Source organism: Alsobacter sp. KACC 23698, from assembly GCF_045348435.1.
Classification (GTDB): domain Bacteria; phylum Pseudomonadota; class Alphaproteobacteria; order Rhizobiales; family Beijerinckiaceae; genus Alsobacter.
Genome location: NZ_CP157484.1, coordinates 3,157,373 through 3,181,938, shown reverse-complemented (window position 1 = coordinate 3,181,938; position 24,566 = coordinate 3,157,373). Strand labels below are relative to the sequence as shown.

General features: G+C 69.3%; 27 protein-coding genes. 13 read left to right on the top strand and 14 right to left on the bottom strand.

Going from position 1 to position 24,566, the window contains the following annotated elements; genetic code table 11:
* Positions 1-58: 58 nt before the first annotated feature.
* The 4 genes from ABEG18_RS14990 (at position 59) to ABEG18_RS14975 (ending at position 2,408) form a co-directional block, all read left to right on the top strand.
* Positions 59-496 (top strand): DUF1489 family protein, encoded by a 438-nt coding sequence (locus ABEG18_RS14990; RefSeq protein ID WP_406853858.1) that lies wholly within the window; start codon positions 59-61, stop codon positions 494-496.
* A gap of 86 nt (positions 497-582) precedes the next feature.
* Entirely contained in the window at positions 583-867 is a 285-nt protein-coding gene (locus tag ABEG18_RS14985) for a hypothetical protein (RefSeq protein WP_406853857.1), read from the top strand.
* A gap of 88 nt (positions 868-955) precedes the next feature.
* Complete coding sequence (locus ABEG18_RS14980) at positions 956-1,684, top strand: VWA domain-containing protein (RefSeq protein WP_406853856.1); 729 nt, start codon at positions 956-958, stop codon at positions 1,682-1,684.
* A gap of 7 nt (positions 1,685-1,691) precedes the next feature.
* Positions 1,692-2,408, top strand: coding sequence for a DnaJ domain-containing protein (locus tag ABEG18_RS14975; RefSeq protein ID WP_406853855.1), 717 nt, complete (start codon positions 1,692-1,694; stop codon positions 2,406-2,408).
* A 209-nt stretch (positions 2,409-2,617) separates the two neighbouring features.
* On the opposite strand, the gene ABEG18_RS14970 is transcribed toward ABEG18_RS14975, so the two are convergent.
* Positions 2,618-4,417 (bottom strand): serine hydrolase, encoded by a 1,800-nt coding sequence (locus tag ABEG18_RS14970; RefSeq protein ID WP_406853854.1) that lies wholly within the window; start codon positions 4,415-4,417, stop codon positions 2,618-2,620.
* Positions 4,418-4,775: 358 nt separating this feature from the next.
* Between ABEG18_RS14970 and ABEG18_RS14965 the strand changes: the two genes are divergently transcribed.
* The 6 genes from ABEG18_RS14965 (at position 4,776) to ABEG18_RS14940 (ending at position 9,892) form a co-directional block, all read left to right on the top strand.
* Complete coding sequence (locus tag ABEG18_RS14965) at positions 4,776-5,117, top strand: phasin family protein (RefSeq protein ID WP_406853853.1); 342 nt, start codon at positions 4,776-4,778, stop codon at positions 5,115-5,117.
* Between the two features lie 266 nt (positions 5,118-5,383).
* Positions 5,384-5,827 (top strand): ATP-dependent Clp protease adapter ClpS, encoded by a 444-nt coding sequence (gene clpS, locus ABEG18_RS14960; RefSeq protein ID WP_406853852.1) that lies wholly within the window; start codon positions 5,384-5,386, stop codon positions 5,825-5,827.
* Between the two features lie 14 nt (positions 5,828-5,841).
* Complete coding sequence (gene clpA, locus ABEG18_RS14955) at positions 5,842-8,346, top strand: ATP-dependent Clp protease ATP-binding subunit ClpA (RefSeq protein WP_406853851.1); 2,505 nt, start codon at positions 5,842-5,844, stop codon at positions 8,344-8,346.
* A gap of 250 nt (positions 8,347-8,596) precedes the next feature.
* Positions 8,597-8,785: a hypothetical protein gene (locus tag ABEG18_RS14950; protein ID WP_406853850.1), complete on the top strand. Its 189-nt coding sequence runs from the start codon at positions 8,597-8,599 to the stop codon at positions 8,783-8,785.
* 16 nt (positions 8,786-8,801) lie between these two features.
* Positions 8,802-9,536 carry an AzlC family ABC transporter permease gene (locus ABEG18_RS14945; RefSeq protein WP_406853849.1) on the top strand — a complete coding sequence of 245 codons (735 nt, stop codon included), beginning with the start codon at positions 8,802-8,804 and terminating at the stop codon, positions 9,534-9,536.
* Complete coding sequence (locus tag ABEG18_RS14940) at positions 9,533-9,892, top strand: AzlD domain-containing protein (protein WP_406853848.1); 360 nt, start codon at positions 9,533-9,535, stop codon at positions 9,890-9,892. The genes ABEG18_RS14945 and ABEG18_RS14940 overlap by 4 nt, the downstream gene beginning before the upstream one ends.
* Positions 9,893-9,895: 3 nt before the next feature.
* Here ABEG18_RS14940 and ABEG18_RS14935 read toward each other — a convergent pair whose 3' ends face one another.
* From ABEG18_RS14935 to ABEG18_RS14915, 5 genes are all read right to left on the bottom strand, one after another.
* Positions 9,896-10,321 (bottom strand): HIT family protein, encoded by a 426-nt coding sequence (locus tag ABEG18_RS14935; RefSeq protein ID WP_406853847.1) that lies wholly within the window; start codon positions 10,319-10,321, stop codon positions 9,896-9,898.
* A 94-nt stretch (positions 10,322-10,415) separates the two neighbouring features.
* A complete protein-coding gene (locus tag ABEG18_RS14930) occupies positions 10,416-10,721 on the bottom strand; it encodes a hypothetical protein (RefSeq protein ID WP_406853846.1) in 306 nt (101 codons plus the stop codon).
* Positions 10,722-10,812: 91 nt separating this feature from the next.
* The gene (locus ABEG18_RS14925) at positions 10,813-12,021 is read right to left on the bottom strand and encodes a GNAT family N-acetyltransferase (RefSeq protein ID WP_406853845.1); all 1,209 of its coding nucleotides are present in this window, start codon (positions 12,019-12,021) and stop codon (positions 10,813-10,815) included.
* 84 nt (positions 12,022-12,105) lie between these two features.
* A complete protein-coding gene (locus tag ABEG18_RS14920; RefSeq protein WP_406853844.1) occupies positions 12,106-12,855 on the bottom strand; it encodes a glycerophosphodiester phosphodiesterase family protein in 750 nt (249 codons plus the stop codon).
* Entirely contained in the window at positions 12,856-13,323 is a 468-nt protein-coding gene (locus ABEG18_RS14915) for a RidA family protein (protein ID WP_406853843.1), read from the bottom strand.
* A 179-nt stretch (positions 13,324-13,502) separates the two neighbouring features.
* Here ABEG18_RS14915 and ABEG18_RS14910 point away from each other — a divergent pair, with 179 nt between their 5' ends.
* Positions 13,503-14,330 (top strand): cell envelope integrity EipB family protein, encoded by an 828-nt coding sequence (locus tag ABEG18_RS14910; RefSeq protein ID WP_406853842.1) that lies wholly within the window; start codon positions 13,503-13,505, stop codon positions 14,328-14,330.
* Between the two features lie 6 nt (positions 14,331-14,336).
* On the opposite strand, the gene ABEG18_RS14905 is transcribed toward ABEG18_RS14910, so the two are convergent.
* Positions 14,337-15,695, bottom strand: coding sequence for a DNA polymerase IV (locus tag ABEG18_RS14905; RefSeq protein WP_406853841.1), 1,359 nt, complete (start codon positions 15,693-15,695; stop codon positions 14,337-14,339).
* Between the two features lie 4 nt (positions 15,696-15,699).
* Positions 15,700-15,984: a DUF3572 domain-containing protein gene (locus tag ABEG18_RS14900; RefSeq protein ID WP_406853840.1), complete on the bottom strand. Its 285-nt coding sequence runs from the start codon at positions 15,982-15,984 to the stop codon at positions 15,700-15,702.
* Positions 15,985-16,118: 134 nt separating this feature from the next.
* Between ABEG18_RS14900 and ABEG18_RS14895 the strand changes: the two genes are divergently transcribed.
* Both ABEG18_RS14895 and ABEG18_RS14890 read left to right on the top strand, forming a co-directional pair.
* Positions 16,119-16,490: a response regulator gene (locus ABEG18_RS14895; protein WP_406853839.1), complete on the top strand. Its 372-nt coding sequence runs from the start codon at positions 16,119-16,121 to the stop codon at positions 16,488-16,490.
* Between the two features lie 15 nt (positions 16,491-16,505).
* Entirely contained in the window at positions 16,506-17,882 is a 1,377-nt protein-coding gene (locus ABEG18_RS14890) for a PleD family two-component system response regulator (RefSeq protein WP_406853838.1), read from the top strand.
* Positions 17,883-18,296: 414 nt separating this feature from the next.
* Here the strand turns inward: ABEG18_RS14890 and rpmG are convergent, their stop codons facing one another.
* The 6 genes from rpmG to rnr all read right to left on the bottom strand — a co-directional run bounded on the left by rpmG (position 18,297) and on the right by rnr (position 24,294).
* Complete coding sequence (rpmG, locus tag ABEG18_RS14885; RefSeq protein WP_406853837.1) at positions 18,297-18,464, bottom strand: 50S ribosomal protein L33; 168 nt, start codon at positions 18,462-18,464, stop codon at positions 18,297-18,299.
* A gap of 315 nt (positions 18,465-18,779) precedes the next feature.
* On the bottom strand, positions 18,780-20,096 hold the full coding sequence (locus ABEG18_RS14880; protein WP_406853836.1) for a phospholipase D-like domain-containing protein: 1,317 nt from the start codon (positions 20,094-20,096) through the stop codon (positions 18,780-18,782).
* Between the two features lie 6 nt (positions 20,097-20,102).
* On the bottom strand, positions 20,103-20,615 hold the full coding sequence (locus tag ABEG18_RS14875) for a hypothetical protein (RefSeq protein ID WP_406853835.1): 513 nt from the start codon (positions 20,613-20,615) through the stop codon (positions 20,103-20,105).
* Between the two features lie 123 nt (positions 20,616-20,738).
* The gene (locus ABEG18_RS14870) at positions 20,739-21,476 is read right to left on the bottom strand and encodes an NUDIX hydrolase (RefSeq protein ID WP_406853834.1); all 738 of its coding nucleotides are present in this window, start codon (positions 21,474-21,476) and stop codon (positions 20,739-20,741) included.
* Positions 21,473-21,937 carry a DUF983 domain-containing protein gene (locus ABEG18_RS14865; RefSeq protein ID WP_406853833.1) on the bottom strand — a complete coding sequence of 155 codons (465 nt, stop codon included), beginning with the start codon at positions 21,935-21,937 and terminating at the stop codon, positions 21,473-21,475. The genes ABEG18_RS14870 and ABEG18_RS14865 overlap by 4 nt, the downstream gene beginning before the upstream one ends.
* A 62-nt stretch (positions 21,938-21,999) precedes the next feature.
* Entirely contained in the window at positions 22,000-24,294 is a 2,295-nt protein-coding gene (gene rnr, locus ABEG18_RS14860; RefSeq protein ID WP_406858616.1) for a ribonuclease R, read from the bottom strand.
* Between the last annotated feature and the right edge of the window lie 272 nt (positions 24,295-24,566).

The following is a 24,566-nucleotide window of genomic DNA, read 5'->3' as shown; positions in this document are numbered from 1 at the left end:
CCACAGGGCGCCGCGACGCCGCGTTGGCGGGAGGCGACGCCCGCGCTAGGAGTGGGGCATGGCCCTGCACATCCTGAAACTCTGCGTCGGCTGCGACTCGATCGCAGATCTGGAAGGCTGGATCGAGGAGAACGCTGCGATGGCCCGGCGCCTGAAGCGGCCCTACGAGCAGGCGCACACGACCCGCATGGTTCCCAAGAGGGTCGACGAGATCGTCGACGGCGGGTCGCTGTTCTGGGTCATCAAGGGCCAGATCGCGTGCCGGCAGCCCATCCTGGAGATCCGGCCGTTCAAGGACGCGGACGGGATCGGACGCTGCCACCTGGTGCTCGAGCCGGTGGTCACGCCGGTCGACCCGCGGCCGTGCCGGCCTTTCCAGGGCTGGCGCTATCTGGAGGCCAGGTCCGCTCCGCGCGACCTCGGCGACTTCGGCGTGGGCCTCGCCGCATTGCCCGAAACGCTACGCCGCGAGCTCGCCGAACTGGGGCTGATCTGACCGTGCGGTTCCCGAATCTCGCGCCATGTCACACAATCTCCGCAGTTCGGGCGCTCGGCTGTCTGCAGCGCATCGAGGGGCGATTCATGCGGATGTTGATTTTGGCGGTGGGAGCGGTCGGGGGCCTGATGTCCTCGGGATCCGCTGACGCCATGGACCGCGCCTGTGCGGTGACGGAGGTCGCCCCGGGAGTGAAGATGCGCTCCGGCGCCTGCTCCAACCTCTTCGAGACGCATCCGCAGCGCCGCGCCGAGCCGACGAGCGCGATCCCCTATATGAGCGGCCAGCCCACCGGCATGCGGTTCGGCGACACCGAGATCCGCGTCGGAGGATCGGCGCGCTTCGAGATGCAGCAACGCGCGAGGCCCTGAGGGCCCCCCCGTCACGGCCGCGCCTGTTGCAAATCGCCGCCCAACCGCCACATTGACGGCGGAACGGAGTCGGCATGAGCGGCCAGTCATGAGCGGGGACGACAGCAGCGGGATCGCCCCGAAGAGCGGGCGAGCGCTCGACGCCCGCACGGACCCCGCCGCCGTGGACGCCTTCCTGCAGGCCGCCAAATCCCTGTCGCCGCGACGCGACGGAAAACGGGGCCGGCTGGTTTTCGCGCTCGACGCCACCATGAGCCGGCAGCCTACCTGGGACCTCGCCTGCCGCCTGCAGGGCGAGATGTTCGCCCAGGCGGCGCAGGCCGGCGGGCTCGACGTCCAGCTCGTCTATTTCCGCGGCTTTTCCGAATGCCGCGCCTCGCGCTTCGTGGCCGATCCCCGCGCCCTCACCGGGTTGATGGAGCAGATCGGCTGCCGCGGCGGCCACACGCAGATCCTGAGGGTGCTCGACCATGTCCGGGGCGAGACTCGGGAGCGGGCCGTGCACGCCCTGGTCTATGTGGGCGACGCCATGGAGGAACGGCTCGACGACCTGTGCGCCCTGGCGGGCGAGCTGGGGCTGTCGGGCGTCAAGGCGTTCATGTTCCACGAGGGGCGCGATCCCGCCGCCGAGCGGGCCTTCCGCGAGATCGCGAGGCTCACCGGGGGCGCGTATGCGCGCTTCGACGCGTCGGCTCCGGCCGAACTCGCGGCCCTGCTCAGGGCGGCCGCCGCCTATGCGGCCGGGGGCCGGATCGCGCTCGAGGACCTGGCCCGGCGCGACGCCGGCGCCCAGCGCCTGCTGGGTCAGATGAGGTAGGAACACAGTGGCGCTGCTTGTCGGGGCTGCGGTCCTGTTCATCCTGTGGTGGGTCGGCAAGAATTATTCCGCCGCCAGCCCGAAAGCGCTCGCCAAGCTGGTGCGCCAGATCGGAGGCGTGGCCTCGCTGGCGCTCGCGGCCTTCCTGCTGTTCCGGGGACGACTGGACGTCGCCATTCCGGTCGGCGGCTTCGGGGCCTATCTGCTCGGCCTGCGCGGCTTCTCCGTGCCGGGCTGGGCCCAGCGGACGCAGGCGACGCCCGGCGCCCAGTCGCGCGTGCGCTCCGCCCTGCTGGAGATGACGCTGGACCACGACACGGGGGCGCTCGCCGGCCATGTGCTGGCCGGCCCCTTCGAGGGCCGCAGCCTGGACGAGCTCGACGAAGCCCAGCTCGCGGATGTCGCCGCGCTCTGCCTCAACGCCGACCCGGACGGCTCACGGCTTCTGGAAGCGTATCTGGACCGCCGGTTTCCCGGACGGCGCAAAGCAGCACAGGACGACGCGGATGCGGGGCCGCGCGTCGGCGGGGGCCGCGGCGCGGGCGCTCCGACCGAGCAGGAGGCCTACGAGATCCTTGGCCTTCAGCCGGGGGCGGGGGAGGACGAAGTCCGCCGCGCGCACCGCGCGCTGATGAAGAAACTCCATCCCGACCAGGGGGGCTCGACGTATCTGGCCACCCGGGTGAACCAGGCCAAGGACATTCTGCTGAACCGGCATCGCTGATACTCCACGCGCGTTCCGGTGGTTACGTCCGTCTGTCGACAGGACCGGGTGAAACGCGCCCGGTCCCTTCGCCGCCTTGCGGAGGCGCTCTCTGTCCCTCGCGCCGCTTTGCGCGGCGTCTTCGGGCGGCGCTGACCGCCGCTCCGATGTGGTCCGGGTTCTCTCCGGCCGGCCTTTCGACCGACCGCATCTTGACTGGGAAAGGTGGCTCAGCCCTTAACGGCGAAGCACGAGAAGCCGCTGCGCTTGAGTTGCTTGCAGGCCGACTGCGCGTCGTCCTCGTCGAAGCCCGAGAAGCGGGCCCGATAAAGCGTGGCGCCGTCCTTGTTGACCTTCTCGGTGAAGGGCGCGGCCTTGGCCATGAACCGGCCGCTCGCCTTGGCGCGGGCCAAGATGTCCTTGGCCTTGTCCTCCTCGTCGGTCGCGCCGAGCTGGATCACCCAGCCGGAGACCGTCAGGCGGGGCGCGGCCTTGGCGTCGGACTTTTCGACGCGGCTCTCCGACCTGTCGGCCCTGGCCTCGGGCTTCGCTTCGAGCTTCGGTTCGGGCTTCGGTTCGGCCTTGGGTTCGCCGCGCGGGGCTTCGAGCCGGGCGGTCCGGGTCTCGGTCTCGGGACGCACGGTCGACGGGGCGCCGACGACCCAGCGCATGCCGCTGGACGGGGTGGCCGTCGAGGCGCCCAGCGCGGAGGCGACGACCGGCCGGGCGGCGGCGACGTCGACGGTCCGGTGAACGTGCGCCGAAGGGGAGGGCTGCAGGGCGGCGGCGTCCTGGCCCGAGCGGGCCACGTCGGCAGGCGGGCGCAGCCCGGAGCGCGGCGACACGGTCGAGGTCGTCATCGGCACGCTGTCGTCCACCGAGGCGACCCGGACGCGCGGCGCCTCGCGGGCCGCGTTGCGGGCGGCCTCCTGTCGAAGCGTCTCTTGCCGGAGCGTCTCTTGGCGGAGCGTCTCTTGGCGCGCGAACTCCTGGCGGGTGAACTCCAGCTTGGCGGCTTCCCGCGCGGCGGTGAGCTCGGCCTCCTTGGCGGCCTCGCGGGCCGCGACGGCTTCCTTGCGGGCCGCCTCGAGCCGGGCCAGCTCCTGCCGGGCCGCCTCCTGCTTGGCGTCCTGCTTCGCCGTTTCCTGGCGGGCCGGCTCCGCGGACGCGACCGCCGTCGTGTCCCCGACCGGCGGAGCCGTGCGGGCGCCCGCATAGGCGCGCTCAAGCGTGTCGTCCAGGAGCGCCACCATCTGGCGGTCGCGCGCCGCGGCGGAGCGGCCGCCCAGCACCACGGCGACCACGTGCCGCCCTTCGGTGCGCACCGAGGTCAGGAGGTTGAAGCCGGACGCCCGGGTGTAGCCCGTCTTGATGCCGTCCATCCCCTCGACGCGGCCGAGCAGGTGGTTGTGGTTGCGATGCGACGCGCCCGCATAGGTGAAGGACGGGGTCGAGAAATAGCGGTAGTAGCGGGGGAAGCGGTCCTGCAGCGACCGGGCCAGCGTGATCAGGTCGCGCGCCGTCGTCACCTGGCCGGGATTGGGCAGGCCCGAGGCGTTGCGGTAGGTCGTGCGGCTCATGCCGATCTGGCGCGCCTTGCGGGTCATCATGTCGGCGAAGGCGCTCTCGGACCCGCCGATGTTCTCGGCGACCGTGGCGGCGACATCGTTGGCCGACTTCGTCACCAGCGCCTTGATGGCGTCCTCCACCTCGATGGTGGAGCCCGGCCGCAGGCCCAGCTTGGACGGCGCCTGGGCGGCGGCGTGCGCCGAAACCCGCAACGGCGTCTCCAGGGTGAAGCGGCCCTTCTCGAGCTGCTCGAAGAGGAGATAGAGGGTCATCACCTTGGTGACCGAGGCGGGATGGCGCAGCGCATCCTCGTTCTCGGCGTGAAGGACCCGGCCGGTCTTGGCGTCCAGCGCCATGGCGGCGTAGGGGGGACTGTAGCCCCCGCCATGGCCGTGATGCCTCCGGCGAGCCTCGGCCGGCGACGACGCGACGGCTGCGATGAGGGAGGCTGTCGCGACCACCGAGGCGAACGTTCCGAAACGCCCCGCGATAGAACCCAAACACGCACTCATACCACTCGTCCCCGTCTGTCCGGCCTGTTGACGCAGCCGGGGCCTGGATCTGCGCGGCGGGCGAGGGGAGCCCACACTGTCGCATCCGCGGCACAGTCTTGGACGGTATCGAGTTGGGGTTACGCGGGAGTTAACCGCTCAACCGCCGATTGACCCAAGACGAGAATGGTGCGGTGCAACATTTTTGTTGACGGCGTTGTGCGCTGCATATAAAACAGGCGCATCGGGTTCGCCGGTCCGGCGTTGAGTGATCAGGCCAGGAACCCTGTTTCAGGCGCCCAAGGGCGCGTTCATTAAGGGGTGCACCATGGCTACGCAGTTCGAAGATTTCCAGAAGCTCGGCAAGGAGAACGTGGACGTGGCGATGAAGAGCCTCGGCACCGCCTCCAAGGGCGTGCAGGCGATCGCCGCCGAGACCGCCGACTACTCCAAGAAGGCCTTCGAAGGCGCCTCGGCCGTGGCCGAGAAGCTGGTCAGCGTCAAGACGCTCGACAAGGCCTTCGAGATCCAGAGCGACTACATGAAAACCGCCTATGAGGGCTTCGTGGCCTACGCCTCCAAGGTCGGCGAGCTCTATTCCAGCCTCGCCAAGGACGCGGTGAAGCCCTACGAGACCCTGTTCGCCAAGGCCACCGCCGCCGCGAAGTAATCCGTCTCCGTCCTTCGACGGCGACCGCAAAGGCCCGGGGCGTTCCCCCGGGCCTTTTTGCGTTCTCGACGGCTGCGCCGCGGCGCCTGCGCGCCCTGCGTCACAGACGCCGCCGCGATCGCCTGAAGTACGGTCTGGCGGAGCGGCCCGGGTAACACTAGATTAACGGAACCGGCCGTGACGCTCTCCCGTTGGGCTGCGGTCGCCGCCCCCGGTCGTCCGGCCGGGGTCGAGCCGATCACCCGAATGGGACCGCCGTTTTCGCGATGGACCTCAAGCTGATCTTTCCCGACATGGTTCTCCGCCTCAAGCGTGCGCTCCTGCGCGGCAGGCACCTCGCATCCGGCCTGATCCGGACAGACCCCCTGCGTTCGGCGGAGCGCAGGCGGGGTCCGGGCAGACCGGGCGACGGCGGCTCGGGCACCGCCGTCATCACCCAGACCAAGACCAGGACCAAGCGCCCCAACCTGTATCGCGTGCTGCTCCTGAACGACGACTACACGCCGATGGAGTTCGTGGTCCACGTGCTCCAGCGGTTCTTCAACAAGGATGCGGACGAAGCCACCCGCATCATGCTCCATGTTCACCAGCACGGTGTCGGGGAGTGCGGCGTTTTCACGTACGAAGTCGCGGAGACCAAGGTCACGCTCGTGATGGACTTCGCGCGAAAGCACCAGCATCCTCTGCAATGCGTGATGGAAAAGAAGTGAAAGGCTGAGGCCCGATGCCGTCCTTCTCTCGCAATCTCGAACAAGCTCTTCACCGGGCCCTGGCGCTCGCCAACGAGCGCCATCACGAATACGCCACCCTGGAGCACCTGCTCCTGGCGCTCGTGGACGACCAGGACGCTGCGGCCGTGATGCGCGCCTGCAACGTCGACATCGACGCGCTGCGTCGCAACCTGACCGAATATGTCGACGCCGAGCTCGGCAACCTGATCACCGACGGCAGCGACGACTCCAAGCCGACCGCCGGCTTCCAGCGCGTCATCCAGCGCGCCGTCATCCACGTGCAGTCCTCCGGCCGCGAAGAGGTCACCGGCGCCAACGTGCTGGTCGCCATCTTCGCCGAGCGCGAGAGCCACGCCGCGTATTTCCTGCAGGAGCAGGACATGACGCGCTACGACGCCGTGAACTACATCTCCCATGGCATCGCCAAGCGCGCGGGCATGTCGGAAACCCGTTCGCCGCGCGGCGCCGAGGAGGAGCAGACGGAACGGTCCAGCGGAGGCGAGGAGGGCGGCGCCGGCCCGAAGAAGAAGGGCGAGGCCCTCGAGGCCTATTGCGTCAACCTCAACAAGCGGGCCCGCGAGGGCCGCATCGATCCGCTGATCGGGCGCGAGCCCGAAGTGCAGCGCACCATCCAGGTGCTCTGCCGGCGACAGAAGAACAACCCGCTCCTGGTGGGCGATCCCGGCGTCGGCAAGACCGCCATCGCCGAGGGCCTGGCGCGCAAGATCGTCACCGGCGAAGTGCCGGAGGTGCTGGCCGACGCGACCGTGTTCGCGCTGGACATGGGCACGCTGCTCGCCGGCACGCGCTATCGCGGCGACTTCGAGGAACGCCTCAAGCAGGTGATGAAGGAGATCGAGAACCACCCCAAGGCGATCATGTTCATCGACGAGATCCACACGGTGATCGGCGCCGGAGCGACCTCCGGCGGCGCGATGGACGCCTCCAACCTGCTCAAGCCCGCGCTGGCGCAGGGCACGCTGCGCTGCATCGGCTCGACCACCTACAAGGAGTACCGCCAGTACTTCGAGAAGGACCGGGCCCTGGTGCGCCGCTTCCAGAAGATCGACGTGAACGAGCCGTCGGTGCCGGACGCCATCGAGATCCTCAAGGGCCTCAAGCCCTATTTCGAGGAGTTCCACCACATCCGCTACACCAACGACGCCATCAAGGCGGCGGTGGAGCTGTCGGCCCGCTACATCCACGACCGCAAGCTGCCGGACAAGGCGATCGACGTGATCGACGAGACCGGCGCGTCGCAGATGCTGCTGCCGGAGGGCAAGCGCAAGAAGCAGATCGGCATCAAGGAGATCGAGGCCGCCATCGCCACCATGGCGCGGATCCCGCCCAAGACCGTGTCGAAGGATGACGCGGAGGTGCTGAAGGCCCTCGACGAGACCCTCAAGCGCGTCGTCTACGGCCAGGACGCCGCCATCACGGCGTTGTCCTCGGCGATCAAGCTCAGCCGCGCCGGCCTGCGGGATCCGGAAAAGCCGATCGGCAACTATCTCTTCGCCGGCCCCACGGGCGTCGGCAAGACCGAGGTGGCGCGCCAGCTCGCCGCCAGCCTCGGGGTGGAGATCGTGCGCTTCGACATGTCGGAATACATGGAGCGGCACACGATCAGCCGCCTCATCGGCGCGCCTCCCGGCTATGTCGGGTTCGACCAGGGCGGCCTGTTGACCGACGGCATCGACCAGCATCCGCATTGCGTGCTGCTGCTGGACGAGATCGAAAAGGCCCATCCGGACCTGTTCAACATCCTCCTGCAGATCATGGACCACGGGAAGCTGACCGATCACAACGGCAAGCAGGTCGACTTCCGCAACGTCATCCTGATCATGACGACGAACGCCGGCGCGGCCGAGCTGGCCAAGCCCGTCTTCGGCTTCACCCAGTCCAAGCGCGACAGCGGCGACAACGAGGCCATCACCCGCCTCTTCGCGCCGGAGTTCCGCAACCGCCTCGACGCGATCATCTCCTTCGGCCAGCTGCCCAAGGAGGTCGTCTCGAAGGTCGTGGACAAGTTCGTGATGCAGCTGGAGGCGCAGCTCGCCGACCGCAACGTCACGATCGAGCTCACCGACGGGGCGCGCGAGTGGCTGGTCGAGCACGGCTACGACGAGACGATGGGCGCGAGGCCCATGGCCCGCCTGATCCAGTCCACCATCAAGACGCCGCTCGCCGACGAGGTGCTGTTCGGGCGCCTGAAGAATGGCGGCGCGGTCAAGGTCGTGGTCGAGGAGAAGGAGGGCAAGAAGGCGCTTGGCCTGGAGTTCCCGGCCGGCCCCGTCACGCCCAAGCCCGAAAAGGACGTCGAGGAAGCCACCAAGATCCGGGAGAAGCGCGCCACCCGCAAGGCGGCGGCCTCGCCCCGCAAGGTCTCCCGGCCCAAGAAGGACCCGGGCGGCCCCGCGCCGGCCGGCCCGGCCGCCGGGGGCGGCGGCGACGGCAAGCCGGTCCGCACCGTCCCCAAGGTGCCGCTGGTCCGCAGCTGAGGCTCCCTCGCTTCGACATCGCCGACCCGGATCATGCGCTGCATGGTCCGGGTCGTTTCGCATCCGCCTGGTCCCGGCCGCGGCCCAGCCGGGCGTCCAGAGCCGTCCAGTTCCGACGGGGGCGCGCGCTTCGGCGGTTTCGGCCGCAGTCATGTTGCGCTAGAACGGACCGAGACGGACGGGCGGGGCGGAAGCGCTCCGCCCATCCTCATGTTCGGGGCCGGAGGCGGCCGGCGTCGGGAGGGGACAAGTGGCCTCGTGGTTCGAAAAGCGGCGGCAACGCAGGCGCAAGCGCGAGCGGCTGGAGGAGTTGATCGCCTGGATTTTGGTGCCGGCGATGGCGTTCGGCCTCTATTGGGGCTGGCTGCAGGTGCGCGACCAGATCAAGGCGACGCCCCTGATGGGCATCCTGACCGGCAAGGACAAGGGCGGCCCGTGAGCGGCGGCGCGGTCCCGTGGAGCTGACGCCCGCGCAGGAGCCCTCCGGGGACGCACGCTGGTTCTTCAAGGGCGTGCGCGACGCCCTGGCGCTGCCGGCCTGGGTGGTGGCGTTGTCGCTGGTCGGCGTCGGAGGACTGGCCCAGTCCGTCGGACACCCGGTCGGCGCCGCGATGGCCTCGACGCTGCTGATCTGGGCCAGCCCGGCGCAGGTGATCTTCTATGGCGGCGTCGCGGCCGGGATGACCCCCTACGCCATCGCGGCCGCGATCGGCTTCTCGTCGGTGCGGTTCTTTCCCATGACGGTGGCGATCCTCCCGCTCTTGCGTCGCCCCGGCCAGCGGCTCTCCACCCAGATCGCGTCCGCGCATTTCATCGCCGTCACGGTGTGGACGGAGTGCCTGCGGCGGCTGCCCCATCTGCCGACGGCGGCCCGCGCGCCCTATTATTTCGGCTTCGCCGCCGCCTGCATCCTGCTCAGCACGGCTTCGACGGGCGTCGGCTATTTCTTGGTGGCGTCGCTGCCGCCGGCGCTGGCCGCCGCGATCCTGTTCGTCAGCCCGATCTATTTCACCATCTCGATCAGCGCCGGCGCGAGAGTCCCGGCCGACTGGATCGCGATCGGCCTCGGCTTCACGCTGGAGCCGCCGATCCGCGCCGTGCTGGGCGACGGCTTCGACCTGCTGGGCGTCGGCCTCATCGGCGGCACGGCCGCCTTCTGGGTCGGGCAGGGACTGGAGCGGCGCCGATGAGCCTCGATCTCGCCGTGGTGCACGGTCCCCTCTGGCCCTATGTGCTGATCGTGATCTGCGGCATGGCGCCGACCGAGATCTGGCGCACGCTGGGCGTCTTCGCCTCGCGGGGGCTGTCGGACGGATCGGTGTTTTTGGTCTGGGTCCGGGCGGTCGCGACGGCCCTGCTGGCCGCCGTCGTCGCCAAGCTGCTGCTCACGCCCAGCGGCGCGCTGGCGCTCGCGCCCTGGTGGGGCAGGGTCGGCGGCGTGCTGGCCGGCTTCGTCGCGTTCTTCCTCTTTCGCCGCTCCTTCTTCGCCGGCGTCATCGTCGGCGAAGCCGTGCTGATCGCGGCGGCCTATGCGGCGATGCCCTGAGGCTCACTTCCCCAGCGCGGCGCGGATCCGGTCCGCATGCGCCTTGAGGGCCTCCGGCTTCTCCATCTGGCCCGTGTGGGGGCGCAGCGGCACGCCGTCCCACCGCGGCAGGACGTGAACATGCATGTGGAACACGACCTGGCCGCCGGCGCTCTCGTTGAACTGCTGGATCGTCAGGCCGTCCGCCGCCATGCCGGCCTTCACCGCCTTGGCGATCGTCTGGACGGAGACTATCAGGCGCGACAGGTCCTCGGGGCGGATGTCCAGGATGGTGCGGGCCGGCGTCTTGGGGATCACCAGCACGTGCCCGTCGGCGCGGGGCATGATGTCCATGAAGGCGAAGGTCGCCTCGTCCTCGTAGACCTTCTCGCAGGGCAGTTCGCCCCGGAGGATCCTGGCGAAGACGTTCTGGTCGTCATAGGTCGTCATCGGTCCGCCCCGTCGCGCGCCCGTCCGGCACCGTCCCGGATGTCGCGCGCGCAGGGCGCGCCGTCAAGCCGCCCCGGCCTGGCCGGCGGCCGGCTCAGTCATCGAAGAAGCGGTCGAAGGTGGGATCGAAGCACACATAAAGCAGGCAGGCGGGCTGGTCGCGCGTGGGCACGAACTGGCGCTTCAGCGCCTGGCCGGGCAGGCAGGCGCTGGCGTCCCTGACATAGCGGTCATAGGTGTAGCCGCCCGTGCCGAGCACGATCCCGCCATTGGCGGCGACGATGCTGCGCGTCTGCGCGCAGGTCATGGCGGGGGTCTGCGGACGGCCTTGCGCCATCGCCGGGACCACAGCGGCGACGGCTGCGCCGGCCGCCGTCAGGACAAATAGAGTGCGCCACATCGCCAGACTCTCCTGCCTGCGAGCGCCGCCCGGGCGCCTGTCGTCGATCCATGCCCCGCTCGAGCCGGGCGTTCCGGCGATCTGGCGCCGATCACGCCTTCCTGAACGGCGCGTGCTCCTCGTATTCCTCGTGCAGGCTCGCCACGTAGCTGCGCTCGCGCGCGAGGTAGTCCGCCACCGCCTTGCGCAAGGACGGGTCGGCGAGGTCGTGCGCCGAGTAGGTGGTCACGGCGCGGTAGCCGCGGGCCAGCTTGTGCTCGCCCTGGGCGCCCGCCTCGACCCGGGAGAAGCCCCGCTCGATCGCGAATTCGATGGCCTGATAGTAGCAGATTTCGAAATGCAGGAAGGGGTGATCCTCGATGCAGCCCCAGTTGCGGCCATAGAGGGCGTCGCCGCCGATGAAGTTGATCGCCCCGGCCACGTAGCGTCCGCCGCGCCGCGCCATCACCAGGAGCACCTTGTCGGCCATGCGCTCGCCGATGAGCGAGAAGAAGGCCCGGGTCAGGTAGGGCCGGCCCCATTTGCGCGAGCCCGTGTCCATGTAGAACGTGAAGAACGCGTCCCAGTGCGCCTCCGTGATGGCGGCGCCGGTCAGGCGCTCGATGACGATGTCGTTGGCCACGGCGTCGCGGCGCTCGCGCCGGATCGCCTTGCGCTTGCGCGACGCCAGCGCCTCCAGGAACCCCTCGAAGCTCGCATAGCCGTCGTTGAGCCAGTGGAACTGCTGGTCGGTGCGCTGCAGGAAGCCGCGCGCGCCAAGGTCGTCCCAATCGGCCTTCGGCAGGAAGGTGAGGTGGATGGAGGACGAGCCCGTCTGGGCGCGGAGCGCCCGCAGGGCGCCGATGGCCGCCTCGCGCGCGAGCGCCGCCCGCGGGCCGGGGCGCACCAGCAGGCGCCGCCCGGTGGCCGGGGTGAACGGCACGGAGACCTGGAGCTTCGGATAGTAGCTGCCGCCGGCGCGCTCATAGGCGTCGGCCCAGCCGCTGTCGAAGACGTATTCGCCGCGCGAATGGGACTTGCGGTAGCACGGCGCGCAGGCGAGCAGCTGGCCTTCCCCGTCCTCGACCAGCACATGGGCCGGCGCCCATCCGGTGCGGGCCACGGCCGACCCGGACTCCTCCAGCGCCGACAGGAAAGCGTGCGAGATGAACGGGTTGGCGGGATCATCCTCAGACGCCGATTCAGGCGCGCCCTGCGGATGGGCGCAGGCGTCCCACGCAGCCGCATCCACGGCCTTGAGGCTGGAGGCGACTTTCAGGACGAAATCGGCGGGGATGTCAGGCGGGGAGTGTTCGGCCATGTCGCCAGTTCGAACCGGGCAGCTTCCCCCAAGCTAGGCTTTGCAGGCCCGAGGGCAAGCCGGGCGCGTCGTCGCGGACGCGCGTCAGGGCAGGAAGCCCTCGAAGACGATCTGGTCGGCCCCGGCCCTGGCCTGCGCCAGCTGCTCGGGCGTGCGGACCGTCCAGGTCATCACCGGCAGCCCCACCGCCTTGCGGCAGAGATAGGGCGCGGCGCTCTGCAGGTCCTTCACCTGCCAGGACAGGAAGTCCGGCCGGCTGCGCTCGTAGTGGAGCAGGTTGGACATGGCCCGCTTGGTCTCGGCGGACAGCCTGGCGTATTCGCCGTGCTCGTAGTCGTTCTCGGCCACGATCCCGCGCGGGCGGTCCGGGGCGAGCTCGCGAAGCAGGGCGACGATGTCGGGATCGAAGCTCTTGATCGCGACCGGGCCGTCATAGTCCTTCAGCACGTCGACGACCCGGCGGGTGAGCCGCATGTCGCCCTCGAAGGCGCTCTTGATCTCCAGCACCAGCGGCGTGCGGCCGCCCAGCACGGCGAGGAACTCCGCCAGGGTCTGCACCCGGTCCGCCGTATGCTTCAGCGACAGCGCGGCCATCTCGGCCGCCGTGCGGTCCGCGACGCGGCCGGCGCCGTCCACGGTCAGGCGCTCCAGCGCGTAGTCGTGGAAGACGACCGCATCGAGGTCGCGGGTGAGCTGGACGTCGCACTCGATGGCGAAGCCTTTCTCGATGGCGGCGCGGGCGGCGGAGGCGGTGTTCTCGACGACCCCGCGGGCGCGGTCATGCAGGCCGCGATGCGCGATGGGGCGGGCGATGAGCCAGGCAGGGGCCGACATTCACGCCACCTCGAACATGGCTTCGACCTCCACCACGGCGTCGAGCGGCAGTTCGGCCACCCCGATGGTGCTGCGGGCGTGGCGGCCCTTGTCGCCCAGCGCGGCGACCATGAAATCGGATGCGCCGTTCATCACCGGCGCGATGGCCCCGTAGGTGGGGACGCAGTTGATGAAGCCGCCGAGACGCACGCAGCGCTGGATGGCGTCGAGCGAGCCGAGCGCGACCTTGGCCTGGGCGAGAATGTTGATGGCGCACAGGCGCGCCGCCTCGATGGCGGCCTCGGCCGCAACTTCGCCGCCGAGCTTGCCCTTGTGGGCGTCCGCGAGCTTGCCGTCCGCGCCGAGGCAGAGCTGGCCCGACACCACCAGGAGCGAGCCGGTGCGCACGCAGGGCACGTAGTTGGCGATGGGCGCGCCCGGCGTGGGCAGGGTGACGCCGAGTTCTTTCAGCTTGGCTTCGATGCTCATGGGATCCTCGCTCGTTCGGCGGCGTTGGCGACAGGCGCGGCGAACGGCCGCCGCAGCCGTTGTGGCGCATCGCCCGGCCCTCGGCAAGCATGCCCCGCCAGCGCCGCATTGCTGGCGCCCATGGCGACGGCTATCGTTCCATGGACGCCGCGCACCGTCGCGGACCAAAGGAGTTTCGAATGCGCGCGCGCTTCATCTTCGTCGGCCTGTGCCTGGCGACGGCCCATGCGGCGCCGGCCGCGGCCGGCCCCCTCGCGATGGCGCCGCACCGCGCCAGCTACGACCTGTCGCTGGCCAAGACCGGCGGGGCCAAAGGCGTCGAGTCGGCGCGCGGGCGCATCGTCTTCGAGTTCACGGGCTCCGCCTGCGAAGGCTACGCCCTGACCTTCCGACAGGTGACGGAGCTGACCGGCGGCGACATTGGCTCGCGGCTCTCCGACATGCGCACCACCACCTTCGAGGAGGGCGACGGCAAGACGTTCCGCTTCAACACCGAATCGCGCATGGGCCAGGCGCCGACGGAGGCCACCGACGGCACGGCGGAGAAGATCGCGGACGGCATCGCGGTGCGGCTGAAGAAGCCCCAGCCCGGGCGCGCGACGCTGAAGGGCGACATCGCCTTCCCGACGGCGCAGATGCGCATGCTGATCGAGGCGGCGCGGGCCGGCGCCAGCACCTCCTCGGTGAAGCTCTTCGACGGCTCCGAGGGCGGCAAGAAGGTCTACGACACCTTCTCGGTCATCGGGAAGCCCGTCCCGCATGAGCGCGACGGCGAGCTGGAGCAGCCGCTGCGCGACGCCGGATGGGACAAGCTGGCGCGTTGGCCGGTGTCGGTCAGCTATTTCGAGGAAGGCACGCAGGATAGCCAGCGGCCGGTCTACACGCTCTCCTTCGAGCTTCTGGAGAACGGCGTGTCGCGCAAGCTCAGGCTCGACTATGGCGACTTCAGCCTGTCGGGCGACCTCAAGCGCCTCGACGTCATGAAGGCGCAGGACTGCCCGCAGTAGCGGCCGTCACTCGTCTCCGGACTTGCGCTCCCGCTCGCGACGGGCGCCGAAGACGAGGCCGCGCATGACGGCCTCGCCGCCGAACTTCTCCCGCAATTTGTCGATGGCGCGCTCCACGCCGGCGTCGCGCGGCGCGGTGACGTCGATCAGGTCGCCGCGGTCGGCCTCCGCGCCGGGCCCGAGGTCCGACGCGCCGATGCCGATGAGGCGAAAGCGCGTGCCGTCGCACTCCTTCAGCAGCATCTCGCGGCCGGCCTCGAAGATGCGGGAGGCGAGCTGCGTCGGCGGGAAGCCGGAACGCGCCCGCGTGCGGGTGCGGAAATCCGCCGTCTTCAGCTTCAGGGTGAGCCCGCGGGCCGAGAAATCGGCCTTGCGCAGGCGCAGCGCCACCTTCTCGGAGAGGCGCAGCAGCACCGGGACAAGCTGCTCGGGGTCGGCGATGTCCTGGTCGAAGGTGGTCTCGGCGGAGACGCTCTTGGTGTCCCGCTCGGGCTTCACGAGCCGGCGGTCCTCGCCGCGGGCCAGCCGGGCCAGGCGCAGGCCCTCCTCGCCGTAGCGGCGGGCGAGATCGGCCTCGGGGCGGCGCTGGATGTCGCCGATGAGGCGCAGCCCGTCGCGGGCGAGGCGCTCCTGGGTGACCTTACCGACGCCCGGGATGATGCCGATCGGCCTGTCGGCGAGGAAACCCGCCACCTCGGCCCGGCCGATCACCTGGAAGCCGCGGGGCTTGTCGAGGTCGGACGCGATCTTGGCCAGGAACTTGTTGTAGGAGAGCCCGACCGAGACCGAGAGGCCCAGCTCCTGCTCGATCCGCCGGGCGAAGCGCGCCAGCGTCTCGGCCGGGCTCGCCCGGTGCAGGCGCTGCGTGCCGGAGAGGTCCAGGAAGGCCTCGTCGATGGAGATGGGCTCCACCGCCGGGGTCAGGTCCAGCATCATGGTGCGGATCTGCCGGCCGACCCGGGAATATTTCTCAATGTCGGGCCGCACCACCACGGCGTGCGGGCAGGCCTTCAGGGCCTGGAACATCGGCATGGCCGAGCGCACCCCATAGGTGCGGGCGATGTAGCAGGCCGTGGAGACCACGCCGCGCCGGCCGCCGCCGATGATCAGCGGCTTGTCGGCGAGCGACGGGTCGTCGCGCTTCTCGATGGCGGCGAAGAAGGCGTCGCAGTCGATATGGGCGATGCAGAGCTGGTGAAGCTCGGGATGGGCGAGCAGGCGAGGGGAGCCGCAGGCCGCGCAGCGTCCGACGCGTCCGGGGCGGGCCGGGGAGGCCGACAGGCAGTCCCGGCACAGGCGCGCCGGCGCGGCGGCGGCGTCGCTCCCGGCCAGGCCCTTCGGGTCGTTCCCGGACGCGCCCCCCATGGCGTCAGCCCTCGCGAAGCCCCATGGCGTCGGGCCCGGCCAGCATGTCGCGCGCCGCCAGCACGTGCTCGGGCGGCCGGCCGGCGTTGGCCGCGAAGGCGAGCAGCTGCGATTCGTCGCCGGCGAGGTGGTCCAGCACGGCCACGAAGAACCCCGGCTCGCCGGCTGCGCCGCGCAGCGTGTCCGGCGTCAGGCCCGTCAGGGCCATGAAGCGCTCCAGCCTTTCGGGCTCCGCCGCCAGGTATCCGAGCGCCTCGATGGCGAGCGCTTCGGCGAGTTCGCGGGTCATCCGGCCCGGCCTGTCCGCCCTGGAGGGCCCGGGTTTGTGTTTCATCAACATGTATCAGCTATATCGTGAGAGACGGTCCGGGACGAGGTCGACGCCGAACCCTATGATTGTGGACGGCGTGCGAGGATATGCCAATGGCAAAAACTGTTCTGATCGTTGAGGACAACGAGCTCAATATGAAGCTCTTCAACGACCTTCTCGAAGCCCACGGCTACCAGACCCTGAAAACCGCGAGCGGCGTCGAGGCGATCGAACTTGCGCGCAAGCATGCGCCCGATCTCATCCTGATGGACATCCAGCTGCCCGAGGTCTCGGGCGAGGACGTCACGCAGTGGATGAAGAGCGACGAGGAGCTGCGCTCGATCCCGATCATCGCCATCACGGCCTTCGCCATGAAGGGCGACGAGGAGCGGATCCGCCGCAAGGGTTGCGAGGCCTATCTCTCAAAACCGATCTCGGTCGGCAAGTTCATCGAAACGGTTCGCATCTATCTTGGCGACGCCTGAGGGGGCTGCCGTTACATGACCGCTCGCGTCCTGGTCGTCGACGATCTGCTGCCCAACGTCAAGCTCCTGGAAGCTCGGCTCACGGCCGAGTATTTCGACGTCCTGACCGCCACGAACGGGCCTGACGCCATCGCGATCTGCGACCAGGGCCTGTGCGACATCGTCCTCACGGACGTGATGATGCCGGGCATGGACGGCTTCGAGGTCACCCGGCGCATCAAGTCCAACCCCATGACGGCGCATATTCCCGTCGTGATGGTCACGGCGCTCGACCAGCCGAGCGACCGGGTGAAGGGGCTGGAGGCCGGCGCCGACGACTTCCTGACCAAGCCGGTCAACGAGATCTCCCTCATCGCGCGCGTGCGCAGCCTCGTGCGGCTGAAATCCGTGACCGACGAGCTGCGCAGCCGCGCCGCCACCTCGCGCGACGCCGGCATGGGCGATCCGCTGGTGCAAGCCGTGGCCGACACCGGCGCGGGCGGGCGCATCCTGCTGGTCGACGACCGCCCGGGATCGTCCGAGCGGCTGATGTCGACGCTGTCCCAGCACCATGTCGTCACGCTGGCGACGGACCCGCAGCAGGCGCTGTTCGCTGCCTCCGACGACACGCCCGACCTCGTGATCGTGTCGCTGGACCTCGCCTCTTATGACGGGCTGCGCCTGTGCAGCCAATTGCGCTCGGTCGAATCGACCCGGCATATCGGCGTCCTGATGCTGGCCGAGGCGGAGGACAACGCCCGGATCCTGCGCGGCCTCGACCTTGGCGTGAACGACTACCTGGTCCGGCCCATCGACCGGAACGAGCTTCTGGCCCGCGTGCGCACCCAGGTCCGCCGCAAGCGCTACGCCGACCGGCTGCGCGAGACGGTGCACGCCACCATCGAGCTCGCCATCGTGGATGCGCTCACCGGGCTGCACAATCGACGCTATCTCGACAGCCATTTCGGCGCGCTGGTGGAGGACGCGCTCAACCGCGGCCGCCCGCTCTCGGCGCTCGTCCTCGACGTCGACAAGTTCAAGGCCGTCAACGACACCCACGGCCACGACGCCGGCGACGAGGTGCTGAAGGAGTTCGCGCTGCGCGTCCGAAAGAGCCTGCGCGGTCCGGACCTGGTGGCCCGATTTGGCGGCGAGGAGCTCGTCGTGGTCATGCCCGACACGCCCATCGAGACGGCCCAGCTCGCCGCCGAGCGCATCCGCAGCCGCATCGAGCAGGACCCCTTCTCGATCCACAAGGGCGCGGACCTGATCCCGGTCACGGTCTCGATCGGGGTCGCGGCCGTCACACGGCTCGATGAAACGCCCGAGACTTTGCTCAAGCGCGCCGACCAGGCGCTCTACCAGGCCAAGGCCGAGGGCCGGAACAGGGTCATTCTGGGCCGTGCGGCTTGACGCGGAGGCGTCGGGGCGCGATCCTTTACCTTAACGACGAGTAAACGGACCCCATCATCGGGTGAGAGTGGACTTCGGCGTTCCATACGTTAAATTCTTCTCATGCAGCGAGGACGGCTCGACCGATCGGTCTCCTCCTCGCCACGACTACCCCTCGGAGTGCTCAGGTCCGCCGCATCTCCTGGGTTCCGCGGGGTTCGGCCGGCTTGGAATTGGACGGAGTGGCCTCCTCGCGGTCCAATTCCAGCCGGCCACCTTCACCCGCCTCATCGGCGACACGAAAAGGCCCGCGCTGGACGCGGGCCTTTTCGATTCCACTCAGCCGGCTCTGCGCCGTCGCGTCCCAGCAAAAAAGCCGCCCCGAGGGACGGCTTTGAAGCAGTTCCGGCCCGGGCGCGGCCCGGACGGCCAGGATCACTTGATCTTGGCTTCCTTGAACTCGACATGCTTCTTGGCGACCGGGTCGTACTTCTTCTTGGACAGCTTGTCCGTCATCGTCCGAGAGTTCTTCTTGGTGACGTAGAAGAAGCCGGTGTCGGCGGTCGACACGAGCTTGATCTTGATGGTGGTCGCCTTGGCCATGGCGGTCGTCCCTTATCGTGATGCCGCCGGCGCGGCGTGCGGTCGAGGCGGTTTGAGCCCAGCGGGCTCGACCCTCATCAACCCGTGTCCATGAAAGAAGCGGGCCGGTCTTTAGGACCGGCCTCGTGTGCTGCGCAACCTACGCATCGCGGCCCGGATGTCAAGAACGCCGTGAGACCCCACCTTCGAACACGCCGGCCGCAGCTGCATTCTTGGGCTTGATCAATGTCTTCTCTCGCGCTATCTTTTTTTGTGGTGATGGCTCTTGTCAGTCGTCCGTTGTTCAGAGAGGCGGCGCCCCCGGGGCCCCGCCTCTCAGCTTTTTGGGCCGCCATCTTGGCTTTCCACGTCTCGGTTTTCCACCGGAGCCAGACGCGCCCAAATTCTCTCGAAGTCCAGCGCGAAGGCCTGGGCAACAGAGGGAGAGTTCCGCAACAGCAGACGGGACTCCGCATGGCGCCGGCTCGAGTCGGGCGTGAAGTTCGCCGTGCCGGTCACCACCAATTTTTCCGCATCGAGGATCATGTACTTCTGATGCATGAAACGGTTGGCGATGCGCATGTCGATGGGCAGAGCCTTGCGCCGTGTCAGGTCCAGCACATCGCCGGCCAGTCCTTTCGACGAGCGTCGGTCCAGGATCAGCCGGATGCCGACGCCGCGGCCCGCCGCTTCCAACAGCGCGGAATATTCCGGCGCGCGTCGGGACATGGCGAACATCGCGATCCGGAGAGTGGACCCGGGCTTCGCACGATTGAACCCCTCGAGCGCCAGCGCCTCGAGGGTGAGGGGCGCTGTCTTGATCCGCCCGGATGGCTTGGCCAACGCGAATGCTCTGCCCCGATTGGCGGCGGCGAAGCCCCTGCGCGGGAAGCTCTCGGAAGGCGGTCCACCCGAGAAGGCGACTTCGATGTCGCCCGTGGCGATCGGCGGCGGGTCCGGCCGGATTTCCGGCAGCGGCTCGTCCGGTGGGCGTCCCTGTTCCTGACCGGCGAGAATCGCCGCTTGCAGCCGCTCATGGTCGGCGCCGAGTTCGTTGCCTCTGGCGAAGAGTTCGGACGACGTAGCGGGGTCCACGCTGCGGCCCGGCTCGTTCCAGGCGGCGCGGAATTCTTCCAGATGGCGCCAGATCACCACCGCGAGATCGGCGTCCGCCGGCCGCAAGACCAACAGGTTCTCGTATCCAGCCGCCGCGCGAGCGGTCCAGTTGTAACTGCCGGTCGCGAGGGCGACGGCCCTGCCGTCGACCATGAGGCAGAGGCTCTTGTGATGGCACAGGCCAAGGCTCGACGGATAATGCCAGCGTAGGCCGCCGTCTCGCCACTGGTAGGGCCAATCGAGCTGGTACCGGAGCTGGACGGACGGATGATCGCGCAGGCGCTTGGCCTGCCGGCCAGAACCAGGCCCGCCCTGGCACCAATCCAGCAGCAGGCGCAGCGTCACTCCCGGTCGGTCGGCAAGTCGGATCAACGCCTCGCCAAGAACCGGATCGGTGAGCGAGAACAGGTGGATACGGACCGCCACCGCCCGGCCGGCGTCGGCCAGCTCCGCCGCCTGCGCCAGAAGCGACAGGATCGCTTCGCGAGGATGGTGGAGAGGATCGCTGGTGAAGAACGCCCTGACCGCGTCAGTCACGCGGACTCAAGGCTCGTAGTCTTCGTCTTCGTTCTTCTTTTTCTCGGCTTCGATCTCGTCGGCCGCCCACACGAGGATACCCACGCCAACGACCAGCACGGCGATGGCGAGCCCTGGATAGAGCAAAGACACAACGAGGCCCGCAGGCGCGGCGAACATGCGCGGACCCACGGATGGACTCGCCGCGGAGAGCGTGAGCTCGGGTCCGTCCGTTGCTTCAATCTGCGCGAATTCCTGCGCCAATCGCCCCAGCGCAGACCGGACATCATTGTCCTGCATCAGATCCCGCGTGATCGGCCCGATCAATTCGAGCAACACGCCCAGAGTGGCGGCTTCGTCGTCGCGACCATCAGCCCTGGGTGGGCGCGCTTCTTTCAACCTCGCCTGAACGGCGCGTGTCAGAACCTTGAATTCGGCGGGCTTGCGGTCTTGCAGCCTTGCGATCATGTGCATCGAACCTGCAGAGATTGCTTGCAGATCCTTGATGGCCCTATCGGCGGACCCGATCGTGGGGATCATGAAAAGAACTCCAGCTGAAATCATCCAGAGAATTGCAATTGATCAATATTAAAAATCCAAATGTCTTGGAGATCAAGGCCGCGTTCGCGTTGCTGTGTTTGAGCCGTGGGCGGAGTCGGGGCGTCAGAGCTCGTCCCGGCGGAACTTGCCCTGCACCTCGTAGTAGAACGGCACCGGCATCCAGGGCGCCATGCCGCCGTCGAGGCGGGTCTGCAGCTCCTTGAGGATCACGCCCGTGATGGTGGGCAGGTCGAGGCGCTGCGCTTCCTCCAGGTCGACCCAGACGAGCTCCACCAGCTCCGAATCGGGGCCCACGACGCCCTCCACCCGGTGGGCGATGTCGGCGGCCTCGGCGGCGAAGAAGCGCGTGTCGAAGCGCTTGGGCCGGCGCGGCGGCGTGATCGCGCGGGCCACGAATTGCAGGTTCTCGAGCGTGGGATAGACGCCGTGTCCGGCGAAATCGGCCCACGGGCCCTCGGGGCAGGCTTCCGGGGCGCCGTGCTCGGTGGTGCCGAGCAGCATCCCGGTCTCCTCGAAGGTCTCGCGGATCGCCGCCAGCGCCAGCGCGCGGGCCCGCTGCAGGCTGGGGCGCTGGACGCGCGCCATCAGCCGCTCCTCGACCTTGGCGTCGAGCGCGCCGGCGGCGGCCATGCGCCGGTCGCCGGCCTCGATCCGTCCGCCCGGGAACACGAACTTGCCCGGCATGAACTTATGGCCCGCGTGGCGGCGGCCCATCAGCACCTTGGGGGAGGGGCCCTGCCGGTCGAGCAGGATCAGGGTGGCGGCGTCCTTGGGCCGGACATTCGGCCATCTGCGCTCGCGCTCGGCGCCCGTGAGAGTGACGGCGTGGGCTTCGCTCATCGGGCCGCGTCCCGGTGCGGCTGCAGGACGGGGAGGTCGTCGCCGTCGGGCGTCGCGCTGAAGCCATGCATGCGGTTGGCCCATTGCAGGCCGACGATCGCGCCCTTGATGGGCTGGATGATCGCGAGGGACAGGACGATCGTGAGCAGCGGCCACAGGATCACGTGCCAGAGGATCGGCCAATCGCCATAGGTCTCGGCGTAAAGCATGCCGCCGACCACGACATGGCCCACGATGCTGATGGTGATGTAGGCTGGCAGGTCGTCCGCCCGGTGGGCATGGAACTCCGCGCCGCACGCCGCGCAGCGGTCCGTGACCTTCAGGAAGGCGCGAAAGAGCTTGCCTTGACCGCAATGCGGGCAGCGGCCCGCAAAGCCGCGGCGGAGGGCCAGCCCGAGGTCGCGCCGGGGGAGCGCCTGGGGGTCGGCGGCAGGGGCGCCGTAGTGGTGAGTGTGCGACATGGGGCTTTCTTGCCTTCAGAATCTCTCGATTGTGCGGCGGGTCGGGACAGGCGGAGGCGCTCTCACCGCCGCACCTTGACGCGGCTCTTGCGGCGCGGGGCGCCTTCGGCTCGATCGGCGACGCGGACGGTCGGGCGCGGGGCGGAGCGGCCGCGGCGGCCGCGGGCGGAGCCCTCCCGGCCTTCGGACAGCATCTCGAAGCGCAGCGCGCCGGCGAGCGGGGCGGCCTCCACCAGCTTGACCCGGACCTCGTCGCCGAGGCGGTAGGTCTCGCCGCTGCGGTCGCCCACCAGCGCGTGCAGCGCCTCGTCGTAGCGGTAATAATCCGCCCCCAGCGTCGCGGCGGGCACGAAGCCGTCCGCGCCGGTGTCGGCGAGCTTCACGAACAGTCCCGAGCGGGTGACGCCCGCCACCCGGCCGGTGAATTCCGCGCCGATCTGGTCGACGAGATGGTGGGCGATCAGCCGGTCGACGGTCTCGCGCTCGGCCGCCATGGCGCGCCGCTCGGCGGCCGAGATCTTGGCGGCGATCTCCGGCAGGTCCGGGATGACGCCGTCGGGCAACCCGTCGCGGCCCGCATGCAGCGCGCGGATCAGCGCCCGGTGGACGATCAGGTCGGCGTAGCGGCGGATCGGCGAGGTGAAATGCGCGTATTTGCGCAGGTTCAGGCCGAAATGGCCGTAGTTCTCGGCCGTGTACTCCGCCTGGGCCTGGCTGCGCAGCACCACTTCGTTGATCAGGGGCTGGTGCTCGGAGCCTTCGACCCGCTTCAGGATACGGTTGAAGAACTCGGGCCGCAGCGCGCCCTGGGCGGTGAGCTTGATGCCGATGGAGGCCAGGACCTCGCCGAGCCCGCGCATCTTCTCCAGCGTCGGCTCGTCATGGGCGCGGTAGAGCAGGGGCGTCTTCTTCTGCTCCAGCGTCTCGGCGGCGGCCACGTTGGCCAGGATCATGAACTCCTCGATCAGCTTGTGGGCGTCGAGGCGCGGCGGGACCACGACGCGGTCCACGCCGCCGTCCTTGTTGAGGATGATCTTGCGCTCCGGCAGGTCGAGCTCCAGCGGCCCGCGCTCGTTGCGGGCGCGCGTGGCGCAGCGATAGGCGTCCCAGAGCGGCTTCAGCACCGGCTCCAGCAGCGGCGCCGTGGTCTCGTCGGGCCGCCCGTCGATGGCGGCCTGCGCCTGCTGGTAGGAGAGCTTGGCGGCCGAGCGCATCAGCACGCGGTGAAAGCTGTGGCGCAGCTTGCGCCCGTCCGCGGCCAGCACCATGCGCACCGCCATCGCGGGTCGGTCCTCCTGCGGGCGCAGGCTGCACAGGTCGTTGGAGATCCGCTCCGGCAGCATCGGCACGACCCTGTCGGGGAAGTAGACCGAGTTGCCGCGCACCAGCGCCTCGCGGTCCAGCGCGGAGCCGGCGCGCACATAGGCGGCCACGTCGGCGATCGCGACATGGACGACGAAGCCGCCCTCGTTCTTGGGGTCGTCGTCCGGCTCGGCGTGGACGGCGTCGTCATGGTCCTTGGCGTCGGCCGGGTCGATGGTGATGAGGGGGATGTCGCGCCAGTCCTCGCGCTCGCCCAGCGTGGCGGGCCGCGCCTGCTCGGCCTCGTCCAGGACCGCCTGCGGGAACTCGTGCGGGATGCCGTGGGTGTGGATGGCCACCATGCTGATGGCCTTTTCGCTCTTCAGCGAGCCGAGCTTCTCGCGCACCTTGGCGACCGTGGCGCCGAAGCGGCCGATCTTGGTGAGCGACACCGCCACGAGGTCGCCGTCGGCCGCGTCCTTCTCGTCGCCGGGCGGGATGGGGATCTCGCGGCCGAGCGACTTCTTGTCGACCGGAGCAAGCCGCCCGCCGCCGCCCGGGACCGCGCGAAACACGCCGATCACCTGCGCCTGCGCGCGGTCCAGCACCTTGACGACGCGGCCCGCATAGGCGGTCCCGTCGCCCTCGCGGTCGGCGTTGACGCGCAGCAGCACGCGGTCGCCGACGCCGGGGACCTTGAGGCCGGGCTTGGGCTTGCGCGGCAGATGGACATGGATGCGCGGGGTGGGGCCGAGATCCTCCTCGTCCCACTCCACCGGCACGGCCGTGAACTCGCCGTCGCGGTCTCGCCCGGTGATGTCGGCCAGCACCACCGGCGGCAGCGCGCCGGTTTTGGCCAGCGACTTGCCTCGGCTCTTCACGGCGCCGTCCTTTTGCAGGTCCTTCAGCATCGCCTTCAGGGCGATGCGGGCGTCGCCCTTGATCGAAAAAGCCCGCGCGATCTCGCGCTTGCCGACCTTGTTGCCCAGCTCGCCCTCGGACTTGATAAAGGCGACGAGGGCTTCCTTCGAGGGAAGGCGATCGCCGCCCTTCATGGCGTGGGGGTCTTGGGGCACGATGTCGGTCCGGCTCTGGGGCGGTGCGTTCACCCGCTATACATGGGGTTTTCGGGGCCGAAGTTCCATCGGAAGTTTTCGGGCCGCCCCCATGCCCCTCATCCTGAGGAGCCCCGCGCAGCGGGGCGTCTCGAAGGAGGAGGCAGCCAGAAGGCTGAATGCCCGAGCGGGCTGGAGACCCTCGTCCTTCGAAACGCAGGCCCAAGCGGGCCTGCTCCTCAGGATGAGGGGACTGGCGAGGCTGCGTCTTT

Bases quoted from the DNA above. Each gene is read 5' to 3' on its own strand.
- ABEG18_RS14990 (WP_406853858.1), top strand. From the start codon at position 59: ATGGCCCTGCACATCCTGAAACTCTGCGTCGGCTGCGACTCGATCGCA.
- ABEG18_RS14985 (WP_406853857.1), top strand. From the start codon at position 583: ATGCGGATGTTGATTTTGGCGGTGGGAGCGGTCGGGGGCCTGATGTCC.
- ABEG18_RS14980 (WP_406853856.1), top strand. From the start codon at position 956: ATGAGCGGGGACGACAGCAGCGGGATCGCCCCGAAGAGCGGGCGAGCG.
- ABEG18_RS14965 (WP_406853853.1), top strand. From the start codon at position 4,776: ATGGCTACGCAGTTCGAAGATTTCCAGAAGCTCGGCAAGGAGAACGTG.
- clpS (WP_406853852.1), top strand. From the start codon at position 5,384: ATGGACCTCAAGCTGATCTTTCCCGACATGGTTCTCCGCCTCAAGCGT.
- clpA (WP_406853851.1), top strand. From the start codon at position 5,842: ATGCCGTCCTTCTCTCGCAATCTCGAACAAGCTCTTCACCGGGCCCTG.
- ABEG18_RS14940 (WP_406853848.1), top strand. From the start codon at position 9,533: ATGAGCCTCGATCTCGCCGTGGTGCACGGTCCCCTCTGGCCCTATGTG.
- ABEG18_RS14935 (WP_406853847.1), bottom strand. From the start codon at position 10,321: ATGACGACCTATGACGACCAGAACGTCTTCGCCAGGATCCTCCGGGGC.
- ABEG18_RS14930 (WP_406853846.1), bottom strand. From the start codon at position 10,721: ATGTGGCGCACTCTATTTGTCCTGACGGCGGCCGGCGCAGCCGTCGCC.
- ABEG18_RS14925 (WP_406853845.1), bottom strand. From the start codon at position 12,021: ATGGCCGAACACTCCCCGCCTGACATCCCCGCCGATTTCGTCCTGAAA.
- ABEG18_RS14920 (WP_406853844.1), bottom strand. From the start codon at position 12,855: ATGTCGGCCCCTGCCTGGCTCATCGCCCGCCCCATCGCGCATCGCGGC.
- ABEG18_RS14915 (WP_406853843.1), bottom strand. From the start codon at position 13,323: ATGAGCATCGAAGCCAAGCTGAAAGAACTCGGCGTCACCCTGCCCACG.
- ABEG18_RS14910 (WP_406853842.1), top strand. From the start codon at position 13,503: ATGCGCGCGCGCTTCATCTTCGTCGGCCTGTGCCTGGCGACGGCCCAT.
- ABEG18_RS14905 (WP_406853841.1), bottom strand. From the start codon at position 15,695: ATGGGGGGCGCGTCCGGGAACGACCCGAAGGGCCTGGCCGGGAGCGAC.
- ABEG18_RS14900 (WP_406853840.1), bottom strand. From the start codon at position 15,984: ATGACCCGCGAACTCGCCGAAGCGCTCGCCATCGAGGCGCTCGGATAC.
- ABEG18_RS14895 (WP_406853839.1), top strand. From the start codon at position 16,119: ATGGCAAAAACTGTTCTGATCGTTGAGGACAACGAGCTCAATATGAAG.
- ABEG18_RS14890 (WP_406853838.1), top strand. From the start codon at position 16,506: ATGACCGCTCGCGTCCTGGTCGTCGACGATCTGCTGCCCAACGTCAAG.
- rpmG (WP_406853837.1), bottom strand. From the start codon at position 18,464: ATGGCCAAGGCGACCACCATCAAGATCAAGCTCGTGTCGACCGCCGAC.
- ABEG18_RS14875 (WP_406853835.1), bottom strand. From the start codon at position 20,615: ATGATCCCCACGATCGGGTCCGCCGATAGGGCCATCAAGGATCTGCAA.
- ABEG18_RS14870 (WP_406853834.1), bottom strand. From the start codon at position 21,476: ATGAGCGAAGCCCACGCCGTCACTCTCACGGGCGCCGAGCGCGAGCGC.
- ABEG18_RS14865 (WP_406853833.1), bottom strand. From the start codon at position 21,937: ATGTCGCACACTCACCACTACGGCGCCCCTGCCGCCGACCCCCAGGCG.
- rnr (WP_406858616.1), bottom strand. From the start codon at position 24,294: ATGAAGGGCGGCGATCGCCTTCCCTCGAAGGAAGCCCTCGTCGCCTTT.